This is a genomic window from Brassicibacter thermophilus, from assembly GCF_055378355.1.
The window spans coordinates 1274556-1289616 of the sequence record NZ_AP042446.1 but is presented as its reverse complement, the minus strand read 5'-3'; the positions used below and the strand labels follow the sequence as shown (position 1 = coordinate 1289616).

Annotated in this window: 14 protein-coding genes; 1 reads left to right on the top strand and 13 read right to left on the bottom strand. The window is 30.3% G+C overall.

Annotated elements, in window-relative coordinates:
- Positions 1-8: 8 nt before the first annotated feature.
- The 6 genes from ACZ41D_RS06070 to ACZ41D_RS06045 all read right to left on the bottom strand — a co-directional run bounded on the left by ACZ41D_RS06070 (position 9) and on the right by ACZ41D_RS06045 (position 5772).
- Complete coding sequence (locus ACZ41D_RS06070; RefSeq protein WP_464153011.1) at positions 9-818, bottom strand: nitroreductase family protein; 810 nt, start codon at positions 816-818, stop codon at positions 9-11.
- Positions 819-921: 103 nt separating this feature from the next.
- On the bottom strand, positions 922-1626 hold the full coding sequence (locus tag ACZ41D_RS06065) for an ABC transporter ATP-binding protein (protein ID WP_464153010.1): 705 nt from the start codon (positions 1624-1626) through the stop codon (positions 922-924).
- 2 nt (positions 1627-1628) lie between these two features.
- A complete protein-coding gene (locus tag ACZ41D_RS06060; RefSeq protein WP_464153009.1) occupies positions 1629-2402 on the bottom strand; it encodes an ABC transporter permease in 774 nt (257 codons plus the stop codon).
- Entirely contained in the window at positions 2383-3420 is a 1038-nt protein-coding gene (locus ACZ41D_RS06055; protein WP_464153008.1) for an ABC transporter substrate-binding protein, read from the bottom strand. Before ACZ41D_RS06055 ends, ACZ41D_RS06060 begins: the two co-directional genes overlap by 20 nt.
- A 126-nt stretch (positions 3421-3546) precedes the next feature.
- Positions 3547-4095 carry an NADH peroxidase gene (locus ACZ41D_RS06050; RefSeq protein WP_464153006.1) on the bottom strand — a complete coding sequence of 183 codons (549 nt, stop codon included), beginning with the start codon at positions 4093-4095 and terminating at the stop codon, positions 3547-3549.
- A gap of 645 nt (positions 4096-4740) precedes the next feature.
- Complete coding sequence (locus ACZ41D_RS06045) at positions 4741-5772, bottom strand: IS6 family transposase (protein ID WP_464150957.1); 1032 nt, start codon at positions 5770-5772, stop codon at positions 4741-4743.
- 122 nt (positions 5773-5894) lie between these two features.
- Between ACZ41D_RS06045 and ACZ41D_RS06040 the strand changes: the two genes are divergently transcribed.
- Positions 5895-7127: an aminopeptidase gene (locus tag ACZ41D_RS06040; RefSeq protein ID WP_464153005.1), complete on the top strand. Its 1233-nt coding sequence runs from the start codon at positions 5895-5897 to the stop codon at positions 7125-7127.
- Between the two features lie 81 nt (positions 7128-7208).
- Here ACZ41D_RS06040 and ACZ41D_RS06035 read toward each other — a convergent pair whose 3' ends face one another.
- The 7 genes from ACZ41D_RS06035 to ACZ41D_RS06005 form a co-directional block, all read right to left on the bottom strand.
- A complete protein-coding gene (locus ACZ41D_RS06035) occupies positions 7209-8297 on the bottom strand; it encodes an FAD:protein FMN transferase (protein WP_464153004.1) in 1089 nt (362 codons plus the stop codon).
- Positions 8298-8402: 105 nt separating this feature from the next.
- On the bottom strand, positions 8403-9515 hold the full coding sequence (locus ACZ41D_RS06030; RefSeq protein WP_464153003.1) for a hypothetical protein: 1113 nt from the start codon (positions 9513-9515) through the stop codon (positions 8403-8405).
- Between the two features lie 492 nt (positions 9516-10007).
- The gene (locus ACZ41D_RS06025) at positions 10008-10844 is read right to left on the bottom strand and encodes an NlpC/P60 family protein (RefSeq protein ID WP_464153002.1); all 837 of its coding nucleotides are present in this window, start codon (positions 10842-10844) and stop codon (positions 10008-10010) included.
- Positions 10845-10956: 112 nt separating this feature from the next.
- Entirely contained in the window at positions 10957-11892 is a 936-nt protein-coding gene (locus ACZ41D_RS06020; protein WP_464153001.1) for a S66 peptidase family protein, read from the bottom strand.
- Positions 11893-11981: 89 nt separating this feature from the next.
- Positions 11982-13022 carry a peptidase C39 family protein gene (locus tag ACZ41D_RS06015; RefSeq protein ID WP_464153000.1) on the bottom strand — a complete coding sequence of 347 codons (1041 nt, stop codon included), beginning with the start codon at positions 13020-13022 and terminating at the stop codon, positions 11982-11984.
- A 53-nt stretch (positions 13023-13075) separates the two neighbouring features.
- Entirely contained in the window at positions 13076-14017 is a 942-nt protein-coding gene (locus ACZ41D_RS06010) for an ATP-binding cassette domain-containing protein (protein WP_464152999.1), read from the bottom strand.
- Complete coding sequence (locus tag ACZ41D_RS06005) at positions 14007-15059, bottom strand: ABC transporter ATP-binding protein (protein ID WP_464152998.1); 1053 nt, start codon at positions 15057-15059, stop codon at positions 14007-14009. The genes ACZ41D_RS06010 and ACZ41D_RS06005 overlap by 11 nt, the downstream gene beginning before the upstream one ends.
- Positions 15060-15061: the final 2 nt, after the last annotated feature.

The following is a 15061-nucleotide window of genomic DNA, read 5'->3' as shown; positions in this document are numbered from 1 at the left end:
TTACTTATCTATAAATAGTACTCTGCTATAATCTTATACTCCTCATTTCCTGATACATTTTTAGAATTTTCCAATATATTCCATTTGTTATTTATTCCTATCCTTTTACCCAACTCTTCAAAATAGTACATTACTATCCCGGCATCAGTTAAGTTTTCTATAATATCAGGATCTAGTATTCCAAGAAGTATTTTATCATCTTTAATTATAAATCTCCATGGCTGATTATTTTTATTAGATGGTGCATATCTAATATAATGGAATAAATCCAAAAGTCCCCTTTGTTCTAAAATATCCAAATCTATTTTATTGCCCCATTCTTTAAAATATACAATATCATTTATAGGTAATCTAAAACTATTTGGTTTAGATTTGGATTTCATCTTTTTAGGATAACCAATAGCTACCAAGTAATCCATAAAATATCTATCATCATCAAACAATTCTTTCTTGATATTTTCTGGAACCTCAAATAGATTTATCCAACAGTTTCCTAATCCTAAATTATGAATCTTGGCTAAAAGTTTTTCCATATTATATGCAGATTTTATTATTGTATCTTGGCTTCTATCAGATATACACAATCCAATATAATGGGGGCTTCTTACCATAACTCCAGTATATCCTCCTATACCATTTAACTTATTATATACTTTTTTACCATCTTCAAAAAGTATAAAGTCAATTTTATTATTCTTACATTCTTTTCGAATTTCTGAAATATAATCTTTCAGTTTTGACATTGACTCCTTATCAACCATTTTATCCTTATAATCTCTAATGGATTGCCTTTCTTCTAAAAAATTAGTGAATAACATAGTTAACACCTCCAAATAATACTACTATATTATATATGTACCACTTTTATTCAATTGTAATCTTGCATTATTATATTTTAACAAAATCTACTAAATTCTTTTTCTATTTAATAGCTTTAACAATTTCCTCTTTATATTTTATCATTTCTTGACTATTGAGTTTTCTCTCTCTTTGAACTACATTAATATCTACTTTTTCTTTTATATTAGAAGGCTTACCACCTAATACATAGACTGTATTAGATATAAGAAGAGCTTCATCTATATCATGCGTCACAAAAACAACAGTCTTATTATTCTTTTTCCATAAACTCAAGAAAATATTAATTAAATTTCTCTTTAGCTCTATATCTAATCCCTTAAAAGGTTCATCCATCAATAATATTTCTGATTCATAAGCAAAAGCTCTAGCTATAGACACTCTTTGTTTCATTCCACCACTTAATTGATGAGGATAATAATCCTTATATTCCAATAATTCAACAAATCTTAAATAATCTCTTGCAATTTTTATAGCATCATCCTTATTATATTTATCACGTAATACAAAAATGATATTGTCCTCTATAGTACTCCAAGGCAAAAGCCTTGTTTCCTGAAATATATACGAGATTCGTTTATCATCAATGCCTAAAACGTTACCTTCATCATACTTAATAAGTCCTGCAATAATATTTAGCAAAGTAGTTTTTCCACATCCTGAAGGACCAAATAAACATATTATTTTGCCATCATCTATATCTATATTAAAATCATGTAATACTAATAGATTCCCATATTTTTTCGTAATATTTTTTAAAGATATCATTTTTACACATCCTTAGGATTTTTACTATATAAAAATCTACCCATTAATATTTTAAAAACATATTCAAACAGCATACTTAAAAGTACAACTACTAAAGTCCAAGCAAATAAATTTTCTGATTCTAAATAAACTTTTGCATCATATAATCTAGCTCCAATAGACAGTTTAGGATTACTCAATACTTCTGCTGCTACAGTTGCTTTCCATCCTATCCCTAGAGCAGTAACCATACTTGCAGATAAATATGGAACTATTGAAGGTAAGTAAATCTTCTCAATAATATGTATCTTCTTCACACTATAAACTTTTGCCATCTCAAGTAATTTAAAATCAACTTCATTTATCCCTTTTACCGTAGATGTCCATATAATTGGAAAACATATTAAGAAACAAATAAATACTGGAACTATGTCTGACTTGAACCAAATAAGTGCAATGATAATAAATGACATAACTGGAGTTGACTTTATAGTCACCATTAAAGGTTGAAAAATCCAATATATGTATTTATTTAAACCACATATTACTCCTAAAACTGTTCCCAAAAAACAAGATAAGAAAAATCCCAATATTACTCTTCCTACTGTAGCAAAAATGGTATTCCAAAAAATTTTTGCCTTTATAAGTCGAAATAAGGATTTTACAGTTTCAAATGGAGAAGGGAGATATATTTCTCTATTAATAATAAGAAATAAAATCTCCCATACAGTAATCCAAAATAGTACAACTCCTATATTATATATACTTTTCTTACTTTTAGTAGTAAAAACCTTCATCAGGTATTTTTCCTCCTAAAGACGCAGGATTAAAGTTAAATAATACATCATAAAATCCCTTTAAAACACTTTTTGCTTCCTCTCCATCAATATAAACTATGTTGCTAGTTGGTATAGCCTTTTCTGCTATCGCAGCATTAGGTAATATTTCATATTTTTCTATTAAAGTTCCAGCTTCTTTATGATTATCATTAACCCATTCAATTGAAGATTTATATTCTTTTAAAAATTGATTTACCATGTCTTTGTTTTCATTAGCAAATTTCTTATTTACTATTATACACCCCATAGAAAGCTTACTTTTATCACCAGCTACTTTTTCCCACTCTTTAGTCATATCTAGTGCAATCCTCACATTACTATTTTTCATCAATGCCGTAGTTACATGAGGTTGAGGCAATAGAGCAATGGATGCATCATTTGAGGCGACTGCAGCAGCCAATTCAGCATGTTGAAGTGAAAAATCTATATCTACATCATTCTCTGGATCAATTCCATTTTCTTTTAAAATATATTGTAAAACATAATCAGGTGTAGCACCTTTTCCGCTAGCCCAGATTTTTTTACCTCTTAAATCTTCAATATTTGTAATTTCATTACCCGTTTCCAATATGTACAATACTCCAAGGGTATTAACAGCAGCAAGTTGTACTTTCCCTTCAGTTTTATTATAAAGAACTGAAGCCAAATTTGTTGGAACAGCAGCTATATCTACTTCACCGTTAATTATTTTTCCAACTAATTCATCTGGAGCTCCATATATAGAAAAATTTGCTTTAATTTTAGAAGTACCTTTATTGACATCATCCATTAATTTCGCTATTCCCATTCCAGTAGGTCCCTTTAAAACTGCAATATTAAACGTAATATCGTTTTTTTGAACTTCCTCTTTACCTTTTTCTATTTGTTTATTTTCACTATTTAATTCCTCATCAACAGTTGTATTTGTACACGCAGTAAAAACCATAGACGAAATAAATACAACAATAATTAATAAATAATTAACAAATTTCTTCACGATATTCCCTCCTCTTAAGTAATTTGAAAATGATTTTCAAGTAGATGATATATCATGGTATTTTATTTGTCAATAAATATATAATAAATCCACCGGCTTAACCAGTGGATTTATTATATAATATAATTATTTTCCAAAATATCTATCAAGTAATCCTTTGAAAGCAGCACCATGTCTTGCTTCATCTTTGCACATTTCATGTACAGTATCATGTATAGCATCATAATTTAACTGCTTTGCTTTTGTAGCAAGTTCTTTTTTGCCTTGGCAAGCTCCAAATTCAGCCTCTACTCTCATCTCTAAATTTTTCTTAGTGTCAGCAGCAACTACTTCACCTAACAATTCAGCAAATTTAGCTGCATGCTCTGCTTCTTCAAATGCAATTCTCTTGTATGCCTCAGCAATCTCTGGAAATCCTTCCCTATCAGCTTGTCTACTCATAGCAAGATACATTCCTACTTCAGTACATTCTCCAGTAAAATTAGCTCTAAGTCCTTCTATTACTTCAGGATCTACATCTTTAGCCACTCCAATCCTATGTACATCAGCCCATTGTAATTCATCTTCTTTCTTTTCAACAAATTTTTCTTTTGGCGCATTACATACAGGGCATTTTTCTGGTGGCTCATTTCCTTCATGAACATATCCACAAACTGTACAAACAAATTTTTTCATATTAAAACCTCCTATTATTTTAATTAATAATTGTTATGTCATATAAATACCCACGTAATTTCATATCAAACATAAACAATTGAGAATTTTGAATAAAAGTGCAAAAAATACTAAACTATTGCTTTAATATATAATTAAGCTTATACAAAAATATATTTTTAAAATATAATAATTTAGAAAATCTTATAATTACTACAGACTTAAAATTTAAAATTGAAAAAATTAATATAATATTCTATTGTGCAATTTTTTCGATTATAATTAATAATAAGAGATAGTTTATATTAATAATCTATATATAAATTTTGACTTAAACAAAGCTCTAAAAAATCATTAACTATTATTTACAAAACAATCAAATAATTTTTTATTCTAGCAGACAAATAATTTAGGAACTGTTAACTTAAAATGAAAAAATAGCATGATTTTATAGAAAAATTCTTAATGGATCTTGACCTTACAGCCCTATATGAATTTTAGCTATTACAATAAAGCTGTCAAGGGTCAAGATAAACGAGCAAAGCTCGCCCTTGACAGCTTTATTTTAAATAGCTATGGAATGGTTAAGGGCTGTAAAAATAAAAATTGCATAGCAAATAAACCAAGAAATAAGGCAAAGCAGAGAGAACCCTTAACAAGTAAATATTATGCAGATAATAACCAATTACTGCGATCTCTATCGCTATATTTGGCACCTGCTACCTGGGCAGGAGTAAGGTTACTCAAAGAAGAATGAGGCCGTATATAATTAAAGAAGAATACAAAGTTTGCAATTAAGTTATTAGCGCTTTCGAAACAGTTAAAACCTCGCTTTGGTTTATACCAGGCTTTAAATTCCTTATTAAAAGATTCAATTATATTGTTTGATATATCATCATCAAAAGATTCAACTCTTATATGGTTGGCACCGGCAAAGATAGATTTAGCAGGCACCTTATAAGCACTATATCTATCAGTAACGATAGTATTAGGAATGCCAAATTTCTTTGCTTTTTTAAAAAGGCTGAAGGCCTGGTTAGAATTTCTGTAAGGAGATAGATGAAAATTTATAATAAAGCGAGTTTCAGAATCAATGATAAACCAGAGATAATGTTTTTTACCATTAATTTTAACAACAGTTTCATCAGCATGCCACTCATCAGAAGAAGATAAGTCAATGGTTGAAGAAAGCTTACTAGATATACTGTCAAACAAAGGTGCAAACTTTTTAACCCAGGATGCAATGGATACATGGGAAACCTTAATATTATATGTAATATAAAGAAACTGTGATATTTTTCTTGTTGAAGAGTTATTTAAAAAATAAAGGTTAAGAGCAGTAATAATAACAAACATAGGAAACCTCATTCTTTTAAAATCAGTTTTACCGGAAAGGTTAGACGATGAGGGATTATCGATAGTAGTTGGTTTAGCGATAAAGAAAGAATGGTAACACTTTTTATCTGAGCATCTATAGTTTGTATAGTGTTTATAATTATGATGAATAAAAGATGCTTTGCCACACTTGGGACATCTTGGATGTTTGGTATTGCGTGTAGTATTAGATTTAGGCTTTGTAGAAAATTGACGTCTACAATCACGGCATTGATACTTTTGATAACCATAAGGATCTTTGCCAAATTTATAAAGTTTTGAAGAATTACATCTAGGACACTTAATTTTTGGTATAATAGTCATAGGTCTCGACCTCCTTTGGAGTAGTGTTTTTGTGTCTATTGCTATTATACCTAAAGGAGTTCGAGACTTTCAATTTTCATTTAAGTTAACAGAACGATAATTTATGAAAGGAGCATAAATTTATGAAAAATTTTGAGACTTTACTAAATAAGTATGCTCAGCTTGCTGTACATGTAGGAGTAAATCTTCAAAAAAATCAAATACTTGTTATTAACTCACCTATTGAGTGTGCTAATTTTGTTAGACTAGTTGCAAAATATGCTTATGAAGCAGGTGCAAAAGATGTTCATGTTGAATGGTCCGATGAACAACTTACTTTGATGAGATTCTTAAATGCCGATGATAGTGTATTTAGTCAATTTCCTAAGTGGAAAGCTGATGCTTTCGAACAATTTGCAGAGAACAATGCTGCATTTCTTTCTATTTCTGCATCAAATCCAGAATTGTTAAAATCGGTAGACCAACAAAGAATAGCTAATTTTAATAAAGCAAGAGGAATTGCTTTAAAAAAATATAGACAATACATAATGAATAGTATTGTATCATGGTCTATTGTCTCAATCCCTACAAAAGATTGGGCAAAAAAAGTGTTCCCAAAATTGGATGACGAAAAAGCTTTAGAAAAGCTTTGGGAAGCCATATTTAATGTAGTTAGGATAAATGAAGAAGACCCGATAAAAGCTTGGAATGACCATATTAATAATTTAACTAAAAAAGTAAACTATTTAAATAAAATGAAATTCAAAAGTTTACATCTTACATCTAGTGAAACTGACCTCGTAGTTGAACTTCCAAAAGGACATGTTTGGGCAGGTGGCGGAGAATTAAATGCAAAAAATATATATTTCATTGCTAATATGCCCACTGAAGAAGTCTTCACAATGCCATTAAAAACAGGAGTGAATGGCACTGTTAAAAATACAAAACCTCTAAACTATAGCGGTAATCTAATTGATAATTTTAAATTAACATTTAAAAATGGTAAAGTAGTGGACTTTGAAGCTGAAAAAGGCTATGAAACGCTAAAGAAACTAATTGAAACAGATGAAGGGGCTAGTTATCTTGGTGAAATTGCTCTAGTACCACATGATTCTCCTATATCTAATTCAAATATAACATTCTATAATACACTATTCGATGAAAATGCATCTTGTCATCTTGCTTTAGGAATGGCATATCCTATGTGTATAGAAAATGGTAGTAAAATGTCAAAAGAAGAATTAGAAAAGGCAGGGGCTAACTATTCTCTTATTCATAATGATTTCATGATAGGTTCAAAAGACTTAGATATAATTGCTGAAAAAGAAAATGGTGAGAAAATTCAAATATTTAAAAATGGAAACTGGGCTATTTAACAAAAAACCTCATAGACTTTTTTGTATAAATCTATGAGGTTTTTTATATCATTTTAGTTATTACCTTTCTATTTATCTCTTCTAATTCGCTCCCGTTGCACCAAAACTATGCATTATCTTCTTCATACCATCAGTGACTTTAATCTCTTTATCTTTCATAATCCATATTGCTTCGACTCCTTCAAGACTATCAACGAATAATCTGCCCTCTTCATATGGCATTAAAAATACTGCTGTAGATAAGAAATCTGCTACTCCTGCATCTTCAGCCAATACAGTTACAGCACGATAGTATTCACCAGGCATGAGAGTATCTGGGTCAATTATATGATGAATCACATTACCATCTACTACATAATATCTTTGATAATCACCACTGCTAACTACTGAAGCATTATTTAGATATATAACATCTAAAGTATTTTGAGGATCTGATACGATTAACTTATCAGGATCTTGTATGCCTATCCCCCACCGTTTGCGAATGCCATCAAGAGGTTTACCTAATACCCGTATATTCCCTCCAGCACTTATAATCCCTGATTTTAAACCTTCATTCATAATTTCTTGTGCTACGATTTCAGTTGCATAACCTTTAGCTACTGCTCCAACGTTAATACTCATATTTTTGTCAGAAAGATATACTGTACTCTTATCTATGTCTACTACAATATTATCAATATCAGTATGCTTAGCAGCTTCTAGTAAATCCTCCATTGGAGGTAATTTTGCATTCTGAGGGTCATACATACCTTGTTCTCTATATTCATGCCATATGTTGAGAACAGAACCCATAGCAATATTTACTCGTCCACCTGTACGTTTATACCAATCCTTTGCAAAGACAATAAGATCTATTATTTCCTTATCAACTTTTACTGGCTTTATTCCAGCATTATCGTTTATTGTCTTTATATTATTTATACCTTCATAATCATTATATATATCATATAGTTTATGAAGATATAAAAATCTAGAATGTATTTTTTCCAAATATGAATTAAATTCCTCTTCACTTTTAGTGTAACCTACAACTCTTGTCATTGTATCAAATGTATCAAAAAAGCTATCACTGTATTTAGTATATTCAGGTTGTCTGTTCTTCTGACATCCTACAAATAATAATATAAATAATAATCCTATTATACTTATTTTGATCTTTCTTTTCATATTCATCATCCTTGTTTATATTAGCGTAAATAATTTAATGGGAAATTTCAAAAACTCTCCTATTAAGCAAATAAGAGAGTTTTTGAGATTAATGTTTATCTGAAATTATTTTGCGTTTTCAAAAGCTTTAGCTACTGTAGCAATATAGTCACCAACACTTATAGTAACAAGTGATGTTAATTCAGGTTCATCAGGTACTGATGGATGAGAAGCATCTCTCTCTTTAACCTTCATTGCTTTTATTTCATCTATTGTCTTTCCTACCATCCATTTTTCAAGTTCTGCAATTTGTTGATACCATTCTTTTTGTATTGATGAAGCTTTTATTAAACCATAGTCATTACCAAGTTCCACTTTTGTTTTTTGTTCTGCATTTCTATCTGAGATAACTTTACCATTTTTGTCAAAGTTAACTTTTGTTTGTGCATTATCTATTATAGCTCTAACGACCTTCCCATCTTTATCAAATGCAGTAGCAGAAATTACATTATCAACTTGACCAACTGGAAGTATATCGTTACCATCATTATCAGTACTTAATCCCTTAGATTTTGCTATAGATATGTTTGTTGCAAGTCCAAGTTTTTCAGCACCTTTTGCTTCAACAGCGTTATTATATGCTTCTTCAACAGCAGCAATATAGTCACCAACACTTATAGTAACAAGTGATGTTAATTCAGGTTCATCAGGACGAGAATCATCTTCTCCTTTAACCTTCATTGCTTTTATTTCATCTATTGTCTTTCCTATCATCCATTTTTCAAGTTCTGCAATTTGTTGATACCATTCTTTTTGTATTGATGAAGCCTTTATTAAACCATAGTCATCACCAAGTTCCAGTTTTGTTTTTTGTTCTGCATTTAAATCAGAGGCAATTGAAAGATCCCTATTAAAATTGACCTTAGTTTGTGCAGAATCTATTGATACCTTGACAACCTTACCATCTTTATCAAATGCAACTGCTGCAACAACAGTATCAACCTGAGCAACTGGAAGAACTTCATTGCCTTCGCTGTCAACTGCAAGGTCCTTAGACTTAGCAATTGATGTTATATGCCCTAACCCTATCTTTTCAATACCTGTATTACTAGTATTGTTATCTTCTGCAGGTGTTTTGTCAGAAGAAGTTTCATCTGTTGGAGTTCCACTTGAAGAACAACCAGATAAAATAGAAATTACTAAAATAAGTACTAAAATTAAAGACAATACCTTTTTCATATTTTCCCCTCCGTCGTGTTAATTTTATATAACCAATAATCGATTTAATATTATCACATTGTTTTTATTTAAACAATATTATGCAAGTTTTTGGTCTTTTAGTAACCAAATTTAATGCTAATTTTAATATTTTGTTCTTTTTGTAACTAAGATATAAGAATAAAAAATGTAATATAATTTATATTCATTATGTTTCTGCATATTTTTATATATAAGTACAATTCTGATAATTACAATGTTTTTTATAAAACAAAGAGTTATTATAAACTTTATTTTAACACTTAAATATGTTACTCTATTTGTTTTTAAATACGATACTATTTATATTTGAAATATTGTCATATTATAAACAATTTCGTTATGTAATCATGTGAAAATTAAAGTATTGAATCTAAAATATCTGTATATGTGTATTAAATATAAAAATAATGTCAGATACAATGACTTCCTTTGTCATCGTACCTGACATTTTAATAGAGGAAATTATCACACTTATTCAAGCAAAGAATTAAAAACAGTACCTACACCTATTATTTTTCTTGCTAAATCGTCTCTGTAATCAGAATGGCTTGGATTTAAGCTATTTATACCTACCCCACTAATACTTGAACTTGAATGTACAAATTTATCATTTCCTATATACATAGCAACATGTCCTGGGAAAAATATTAAGTCAGCAGGTTTAACTTCTTCTATACTAATTTTTTGCATATACTCATCCTTCAGTATTGCATCTCTATATATTATTATTCCATTGAGCAAATATGAAATTGAACAAAGTCCAGAACAATCTATTCCAAGAGGGCTTTTCCCACCCCATCTATATTGAGTTCCTAAGTACGATAAAGCAGTTTCTACTAAGTTTTTTCTTAAAATATCCTCTTTGCTTTTATCAATTGTTGTTATCAACTCCCCTACAAAAGCACTACGCACCCAACCTTTTCTATAATCAGGCAATTGAACCTGAACCCATCCGTCCTTCTCTTTATTGGTTAGTCTTATAACATTTCCTTTAACTAGCGTATCAATAATATAACTTTGATAAGAAGGTTGAGACATGACATCAGCAAAAGAATGAGTTACTACATTATGAGCATTATTCTTCCACTCAATAGTTTTCTTCTCATCTATTATTAAATTGTCTTTATGAACATAACCTTTATAATTGTAATGTGTTTCAATATAGTACCATCCGTCTTTTACACCTTTTAATATCTTAACAATCATGCCTAGAAGTCCTTCATCAGCCATTACACTATCAAGTTTTGGATGTAAGCATATTGGAACTGTTGCTTTCCTTATGATAGCTAATTCTTTATTGGTATTCATTTTATCACCTCATATTAATTGTCGTTCTTAAAAATCAGCTTTTATCGCTATTTATTTAAGGACTACTATAATACTTTAATTTTAACGATATTATTTTATATTTATAATTCTTTTATCTGGATATAGTAGCAGCTTCATTTAAAATCAATGTTTTGTTATCAGCATCAAGTTCTGCTTTTACACCAAAAGGAATAGTAATCATAGGCATACAATGCCCTGACATAAAATTGTATACGGTAGGCTTACAAAGTGGAGTTATAATCTCTTCAAATACCTCCATCAAAGTTAAACTTTTTTCTGGTTCTTCAGCAATACAATTATTCCAATGTCCTAATATAAAACCTTCTGCATCATCTAATTTACCAGCTAGCTTAAGCTGTGTTAACATCCTATCTATCCTATATGGTTCTTCATCTATATCTTCGAGGAATAATATCTTGCCTTTCGTATCTATCTCAAAAGGAGTTCCAATTGTTCCTGCTACTAAAGATAAATTACCACCTATAAGTACGCCATTACATTTTCCTTTTACTAGGGTTTTTATTTCCAAATCTTTTGGATTATTTATTATTCCTAAAGGTTCAGTATTCATGACATTTTTAATTAAATAATCATAGGTAAAATCATCTAAACCGTAAATAAGTTCTGTGGAAACCATGGGGCCATGAAATGTCACTAATCCACATTTCTGATTTATCGCTATATGTAATGCTGTAATATCGCTATATCCTATCAAAATTTTTGGGTTCAATCTTATTGCATCATAATCAAGCATGTCTAAAATTCTAGGTGTCCCATAGCCTCCCCTTATGCACCATATACCATCTATACTTTCATCTTTGAACATATTATTTATATCATTAGCCCTAATTTCATCTTTACCTGATAAATAGCCATGAACTCCATAGCAACTTTCACCAACTGTTACTCTAAAACCAAGTTCTTTAACCTTTTCAATTGACGCTTCTATCTTTTCTACAGGCGTTGGACTTGCCGGAGCAATTAACCCTAAATTATCTCCCTTTTTTAACACCTTTGGTGCTATCATATAATTCTCAACCCCTTGTTTGTCAATATTTTTGAGTATTGTTTTTAAAGTTTTTTTGTAACACATAATAACTAAAGTGTTGAACTTATTTACCTATATGGAAACAATATATAAACCACCTTATTCCATGCTCTTTCAAATTGTGACAATTTGTACTCTCTACGTACGGTGTCATTGTCTGGTGCAGCAGGGTCATTAACAATCACATACTCATCTCCATTTTTTATTTTAAAACCTCTTATTACTATTAGATGACCACTTGGATAAGTCATAGGAGCACCTGCAAGAGTATTTTTTGATTTTGTTTTAATTGATACAATTACAGGAATACCATTAGATATTTTATCTTTGATTTCATCAATTGAAGTATAATAAGCTACATATGATGTAAATCCTCTTGATCCTGCATAGGCAACATTATATGACCAGTTTCCATATATATCAGCATTTTTATCTAGAACATGTTCAGCTACTTTCTCAGTATCTACGTTTTCACCGTAATATTCCATAACCATGGAAAGAGATGTAGGACTACAAATAGAATTACCTATTTTAGGAACTATCATTTGAGATCGTTCTGGTACATCAAGCTCAACTAACCAATTCTTATTTACTGCAGAAGATGAATTTTTCTCCTCATAAAGTTTTAATGCTGTAAATACTGTTTTAATCTTAGGGCTATCAATATCTATATTCTTTCTTGTTAACACAATACTATATTTAAATGCATCAGCTTCTTTCCCATATAGCACTTCTACTGTATCAATAGACATATTAGCAATACTATCTCTCTGATTGCTTATACTCCCACGATTACCTTCAGAAGACCATTTCCCATAAGAAAACCACATAGACCATTTTCCATTTACTCTGACTTTATATGCTAACTCTATTTCAGTATCTTCAGGTGTATCTACATTCCAAGATGATACTAACTGTTTAAATTTTGATACTTTTATTACAGGTGAGAAATACTTTCCTTCAATCACATTATCATTTAAAATAATTTCATTCCGGTCATTTAGTTTTATTCTTTCACCCTTACCTAACATAAAATCTCTATTTCTGTGAGTAATTAATCCTCCATCACTTGTTACTTCATTTTCTAATTCGCTACAACCATTTAACAATAATGTCCCCCCTAATTTTTTAAATTTACATTTCATTATACTTTATTTTTTATCTATTTATTGATTTTTCTTTTATATGCTTCTATTTCCTCTTCATTTCCTAATATAAAATGCTCTGGTTCTATTTCAACCCATTTAGGGGGATCAACATTATAATTATGACAGTTTGGATCATATGACATTAACACTTTTTTCTTCTCTAATCTAGGATTAGGTATTGGTATGGCCGATATCAATGAACGTGTATAAGGATGAAGTGGATTTTTAAATAGCTTTTCAGTTTCAGCAAGCTCCACAATTTTACCTTTATGTATTACTGCAATTCTATTAGTTATAAATCGCATAACTGATAAATCATGAGCTATAAATAAATATGTTAATCCTTTGCTTCTTTGAAGTTCAGATAATAAGTTCAGTACTTGAGCACGTATAGAAACATCTAAAGCAGATATAGGCTCATCTGCTATTATCAATTCAGGTTCCATAACTAATGTCCTTGCAATCCCTATTCTTTGTCTTTGCCCACCAGAAAACTCATGAGGAAAACGACTAAGAAACTCTGGAAGAAGTCCAACATCTAATAAAGCTTTTTCAACCTTTCTTTTCCTATCTTCCTCGTCCTTATAGTTTTTAATATTATATAATCCTTCTGATACAATATAGTCCACTTTTGCCCTTTCATTTAGTGAAGCCATCGGATCTTGAAAAATCATTTGAATCTTCCTAGTTACTTCTTTATCTAATTCCTTATCTATTTTCCCATTTATTTTTTTTCCTTTAAATATTACCTCTCCATTAGCTGTTTCATTTAAACGAATAATAGCCCTTCCTATAGTTGTTTTTCCTGAACCAGATTCACCAACTAAACCAAATGTTTCCCCTTTATAAATATGAAAACTAACATTATCTACAGCAACAAATTTATTTTTCTTTCTCTTTCCAAATTCTACTCGTAAATTCTTAACTTCTAATAATATTTCTCTTTCATTGGTCATTTTTGCTAACCTCCCATTGCTGACGTAATGCCCTAATAGATTCAGGTGGGTCTACCTTTGGGGCACGTGGGTCTAAAAGCCAAGTTTTAGCCTTGTGTGTAGGACTTATTGTAAAATATGGTGGCTTTTTAATAAAATCTATCTTAAGAGCTTTAGGATTACGAGGTGCAAATGCATCACCTTTTATAACGTTAAATAAGTTTGGAGGAGTGCCTTTAATGGAATGTAATGGTTCTCCTTTAACACCAAGCTGTGGTAGTGAAGAAAGTAAAGCCCAAGTGTATGGATGCTGTGCATTATAAAATACTTCTTCACAAGTACCTATTTCAATAATATCTCCAGCATACATTACTGCAATTCTATCTGCAACATTAGCCACAACACCTAAATCATGTGTAATATATATTGTAGTCAAGTTATATTTCTTTTTAAGTTTTTTTAAAAGTTCTAATATTTGAGCTTGTATCGTTACATCAAGAGCAGTAGTAGGTTCATCACATATAAGTATTTTAGGCCTACAAGCTACTGCTATAGCAATAACTACTCTCTGCCTCATTCCACCAGAAAACTCATGAGGATATTGCTTATATCTTTTTTCAGGTTCTGGTATCCCAACATCTCTTAATATTTCAATTACAAGTTTTTTTGCTTTTTCCTTTTTTAGTCCTTGATGAAGTTCAACAGCCTCTTGAACCTGTTTCCCAATAGTTTTTAAAGGGTTTAACGAAGTCATCGGATCTTGAAATACCATAGCTATATTTTTGCCTCTAATTTTAATCCAGTCATCTTCAGTTTTAAATTTTGCCAAATCTTGTCCATCATAAATAATACTGCCTGAATCGACCCAACCATTACTGTCTAAAAGTCCCATAAATGTTTTTGTAAAGACTGACTTACCTGAACCTGATTCACCTACTATAGCTAAACTCTCTCCTTCATAAAGGTCTAAAGAGGCTTCTCTTATTGCAGTCAATATTTTACCACGAAGTTTAAACTTAACTACTAGATCCTTAACAGACAATATAACTTTTCTTTCTTCCATAG

Bases quoted from the DNA above. Each gene is read 5' to 3' on its own strand.
- ACZ41D_RS06070 (WP_464153011.1), bottom strand. From the start codon at position 818: ATGTTATTCACTAATTTTTTAGAAGAAAGGCAATCCATTAGAGATTAT.
- ACZ41D_RS06065 (WP_464153010.1), bottom strand. From the start codon at position 1,626: ATGATATCTTTAAAAAATATTACGAAAAAATATGGGAATCTATTAGTA.
- ACZ41D_RS06060 (WP_464153009.1), bottom strand. From the start codon at position 2,402: ATGAAGGTTTTTACTACTAAAAGTAAGAAAAGTATATATAATATAGGA.
- ACZ41D_RS06050 (WP_464153006.1), bottom strand. From the start codon at position 4,095: ATGAAAAAATTTGTTTGTACAGTTTGTGGATATGTTCATGAAGGAAAT.
- ACZ41D_RS06045 (WP_464150957.1), bottom strand. From the start codon at position 5,772: ATGACTATTATACCAAAAATTAAGTGTCCTAGATGTAATTCTTCAAAA.
- ACZ41D_RS06040 (WP_464153005.1), top strand. From the start codon at position 5,895: ATGAAAAATTTTGAGACTTTACTAAATAAGTATGCTCAGCTTGCTGTA.
- ACZ41D_RS06035 (WP_464153004.1), bottom strand. From the start codon at position 8,297: ATGAAAAGAAAGATCAAAATAAGTATAATAGGATTATTATTTATATTA.
- ACZ41D_RS06030 (WP_464153003.1), bottom strand. From the start codon at position 9,515: ATGAAAAAGGTATTGTCTTTAATTTTAGTACTTATTTTAGTAATTTCT.
- ACZ41D_RS06025 (WP_464153002.1), bottom strand. From the start codon at position 10,844: ATGAATACCAATAAAGAATTAGCTATCATAAGGAAAGCAACAGTTCCA.
- ACZ41D_RS06020 (WP_464153001.1), bottom strand. From the start codon at position 11,892: ATGATAGCACCAAAGGTGTTAAAAAAGGGAGATAATTTAGGGTTAATT.
- ACZ41D_RS06010 (WP_464152999.1), bottom strand. From the start codon at position 14,017: ATGACCAATGAAAGAGAAATATTATTAGAAGTTAAGAATTTACGAGTA.
- ACZ41D_RS06005 (WP_464152998.1), bottom strand. From the start codon at position 15,059: ATGGAAGAAAGAAAAGTTATATTGTCTGTTAAGGATCTAGTAGTTAAG.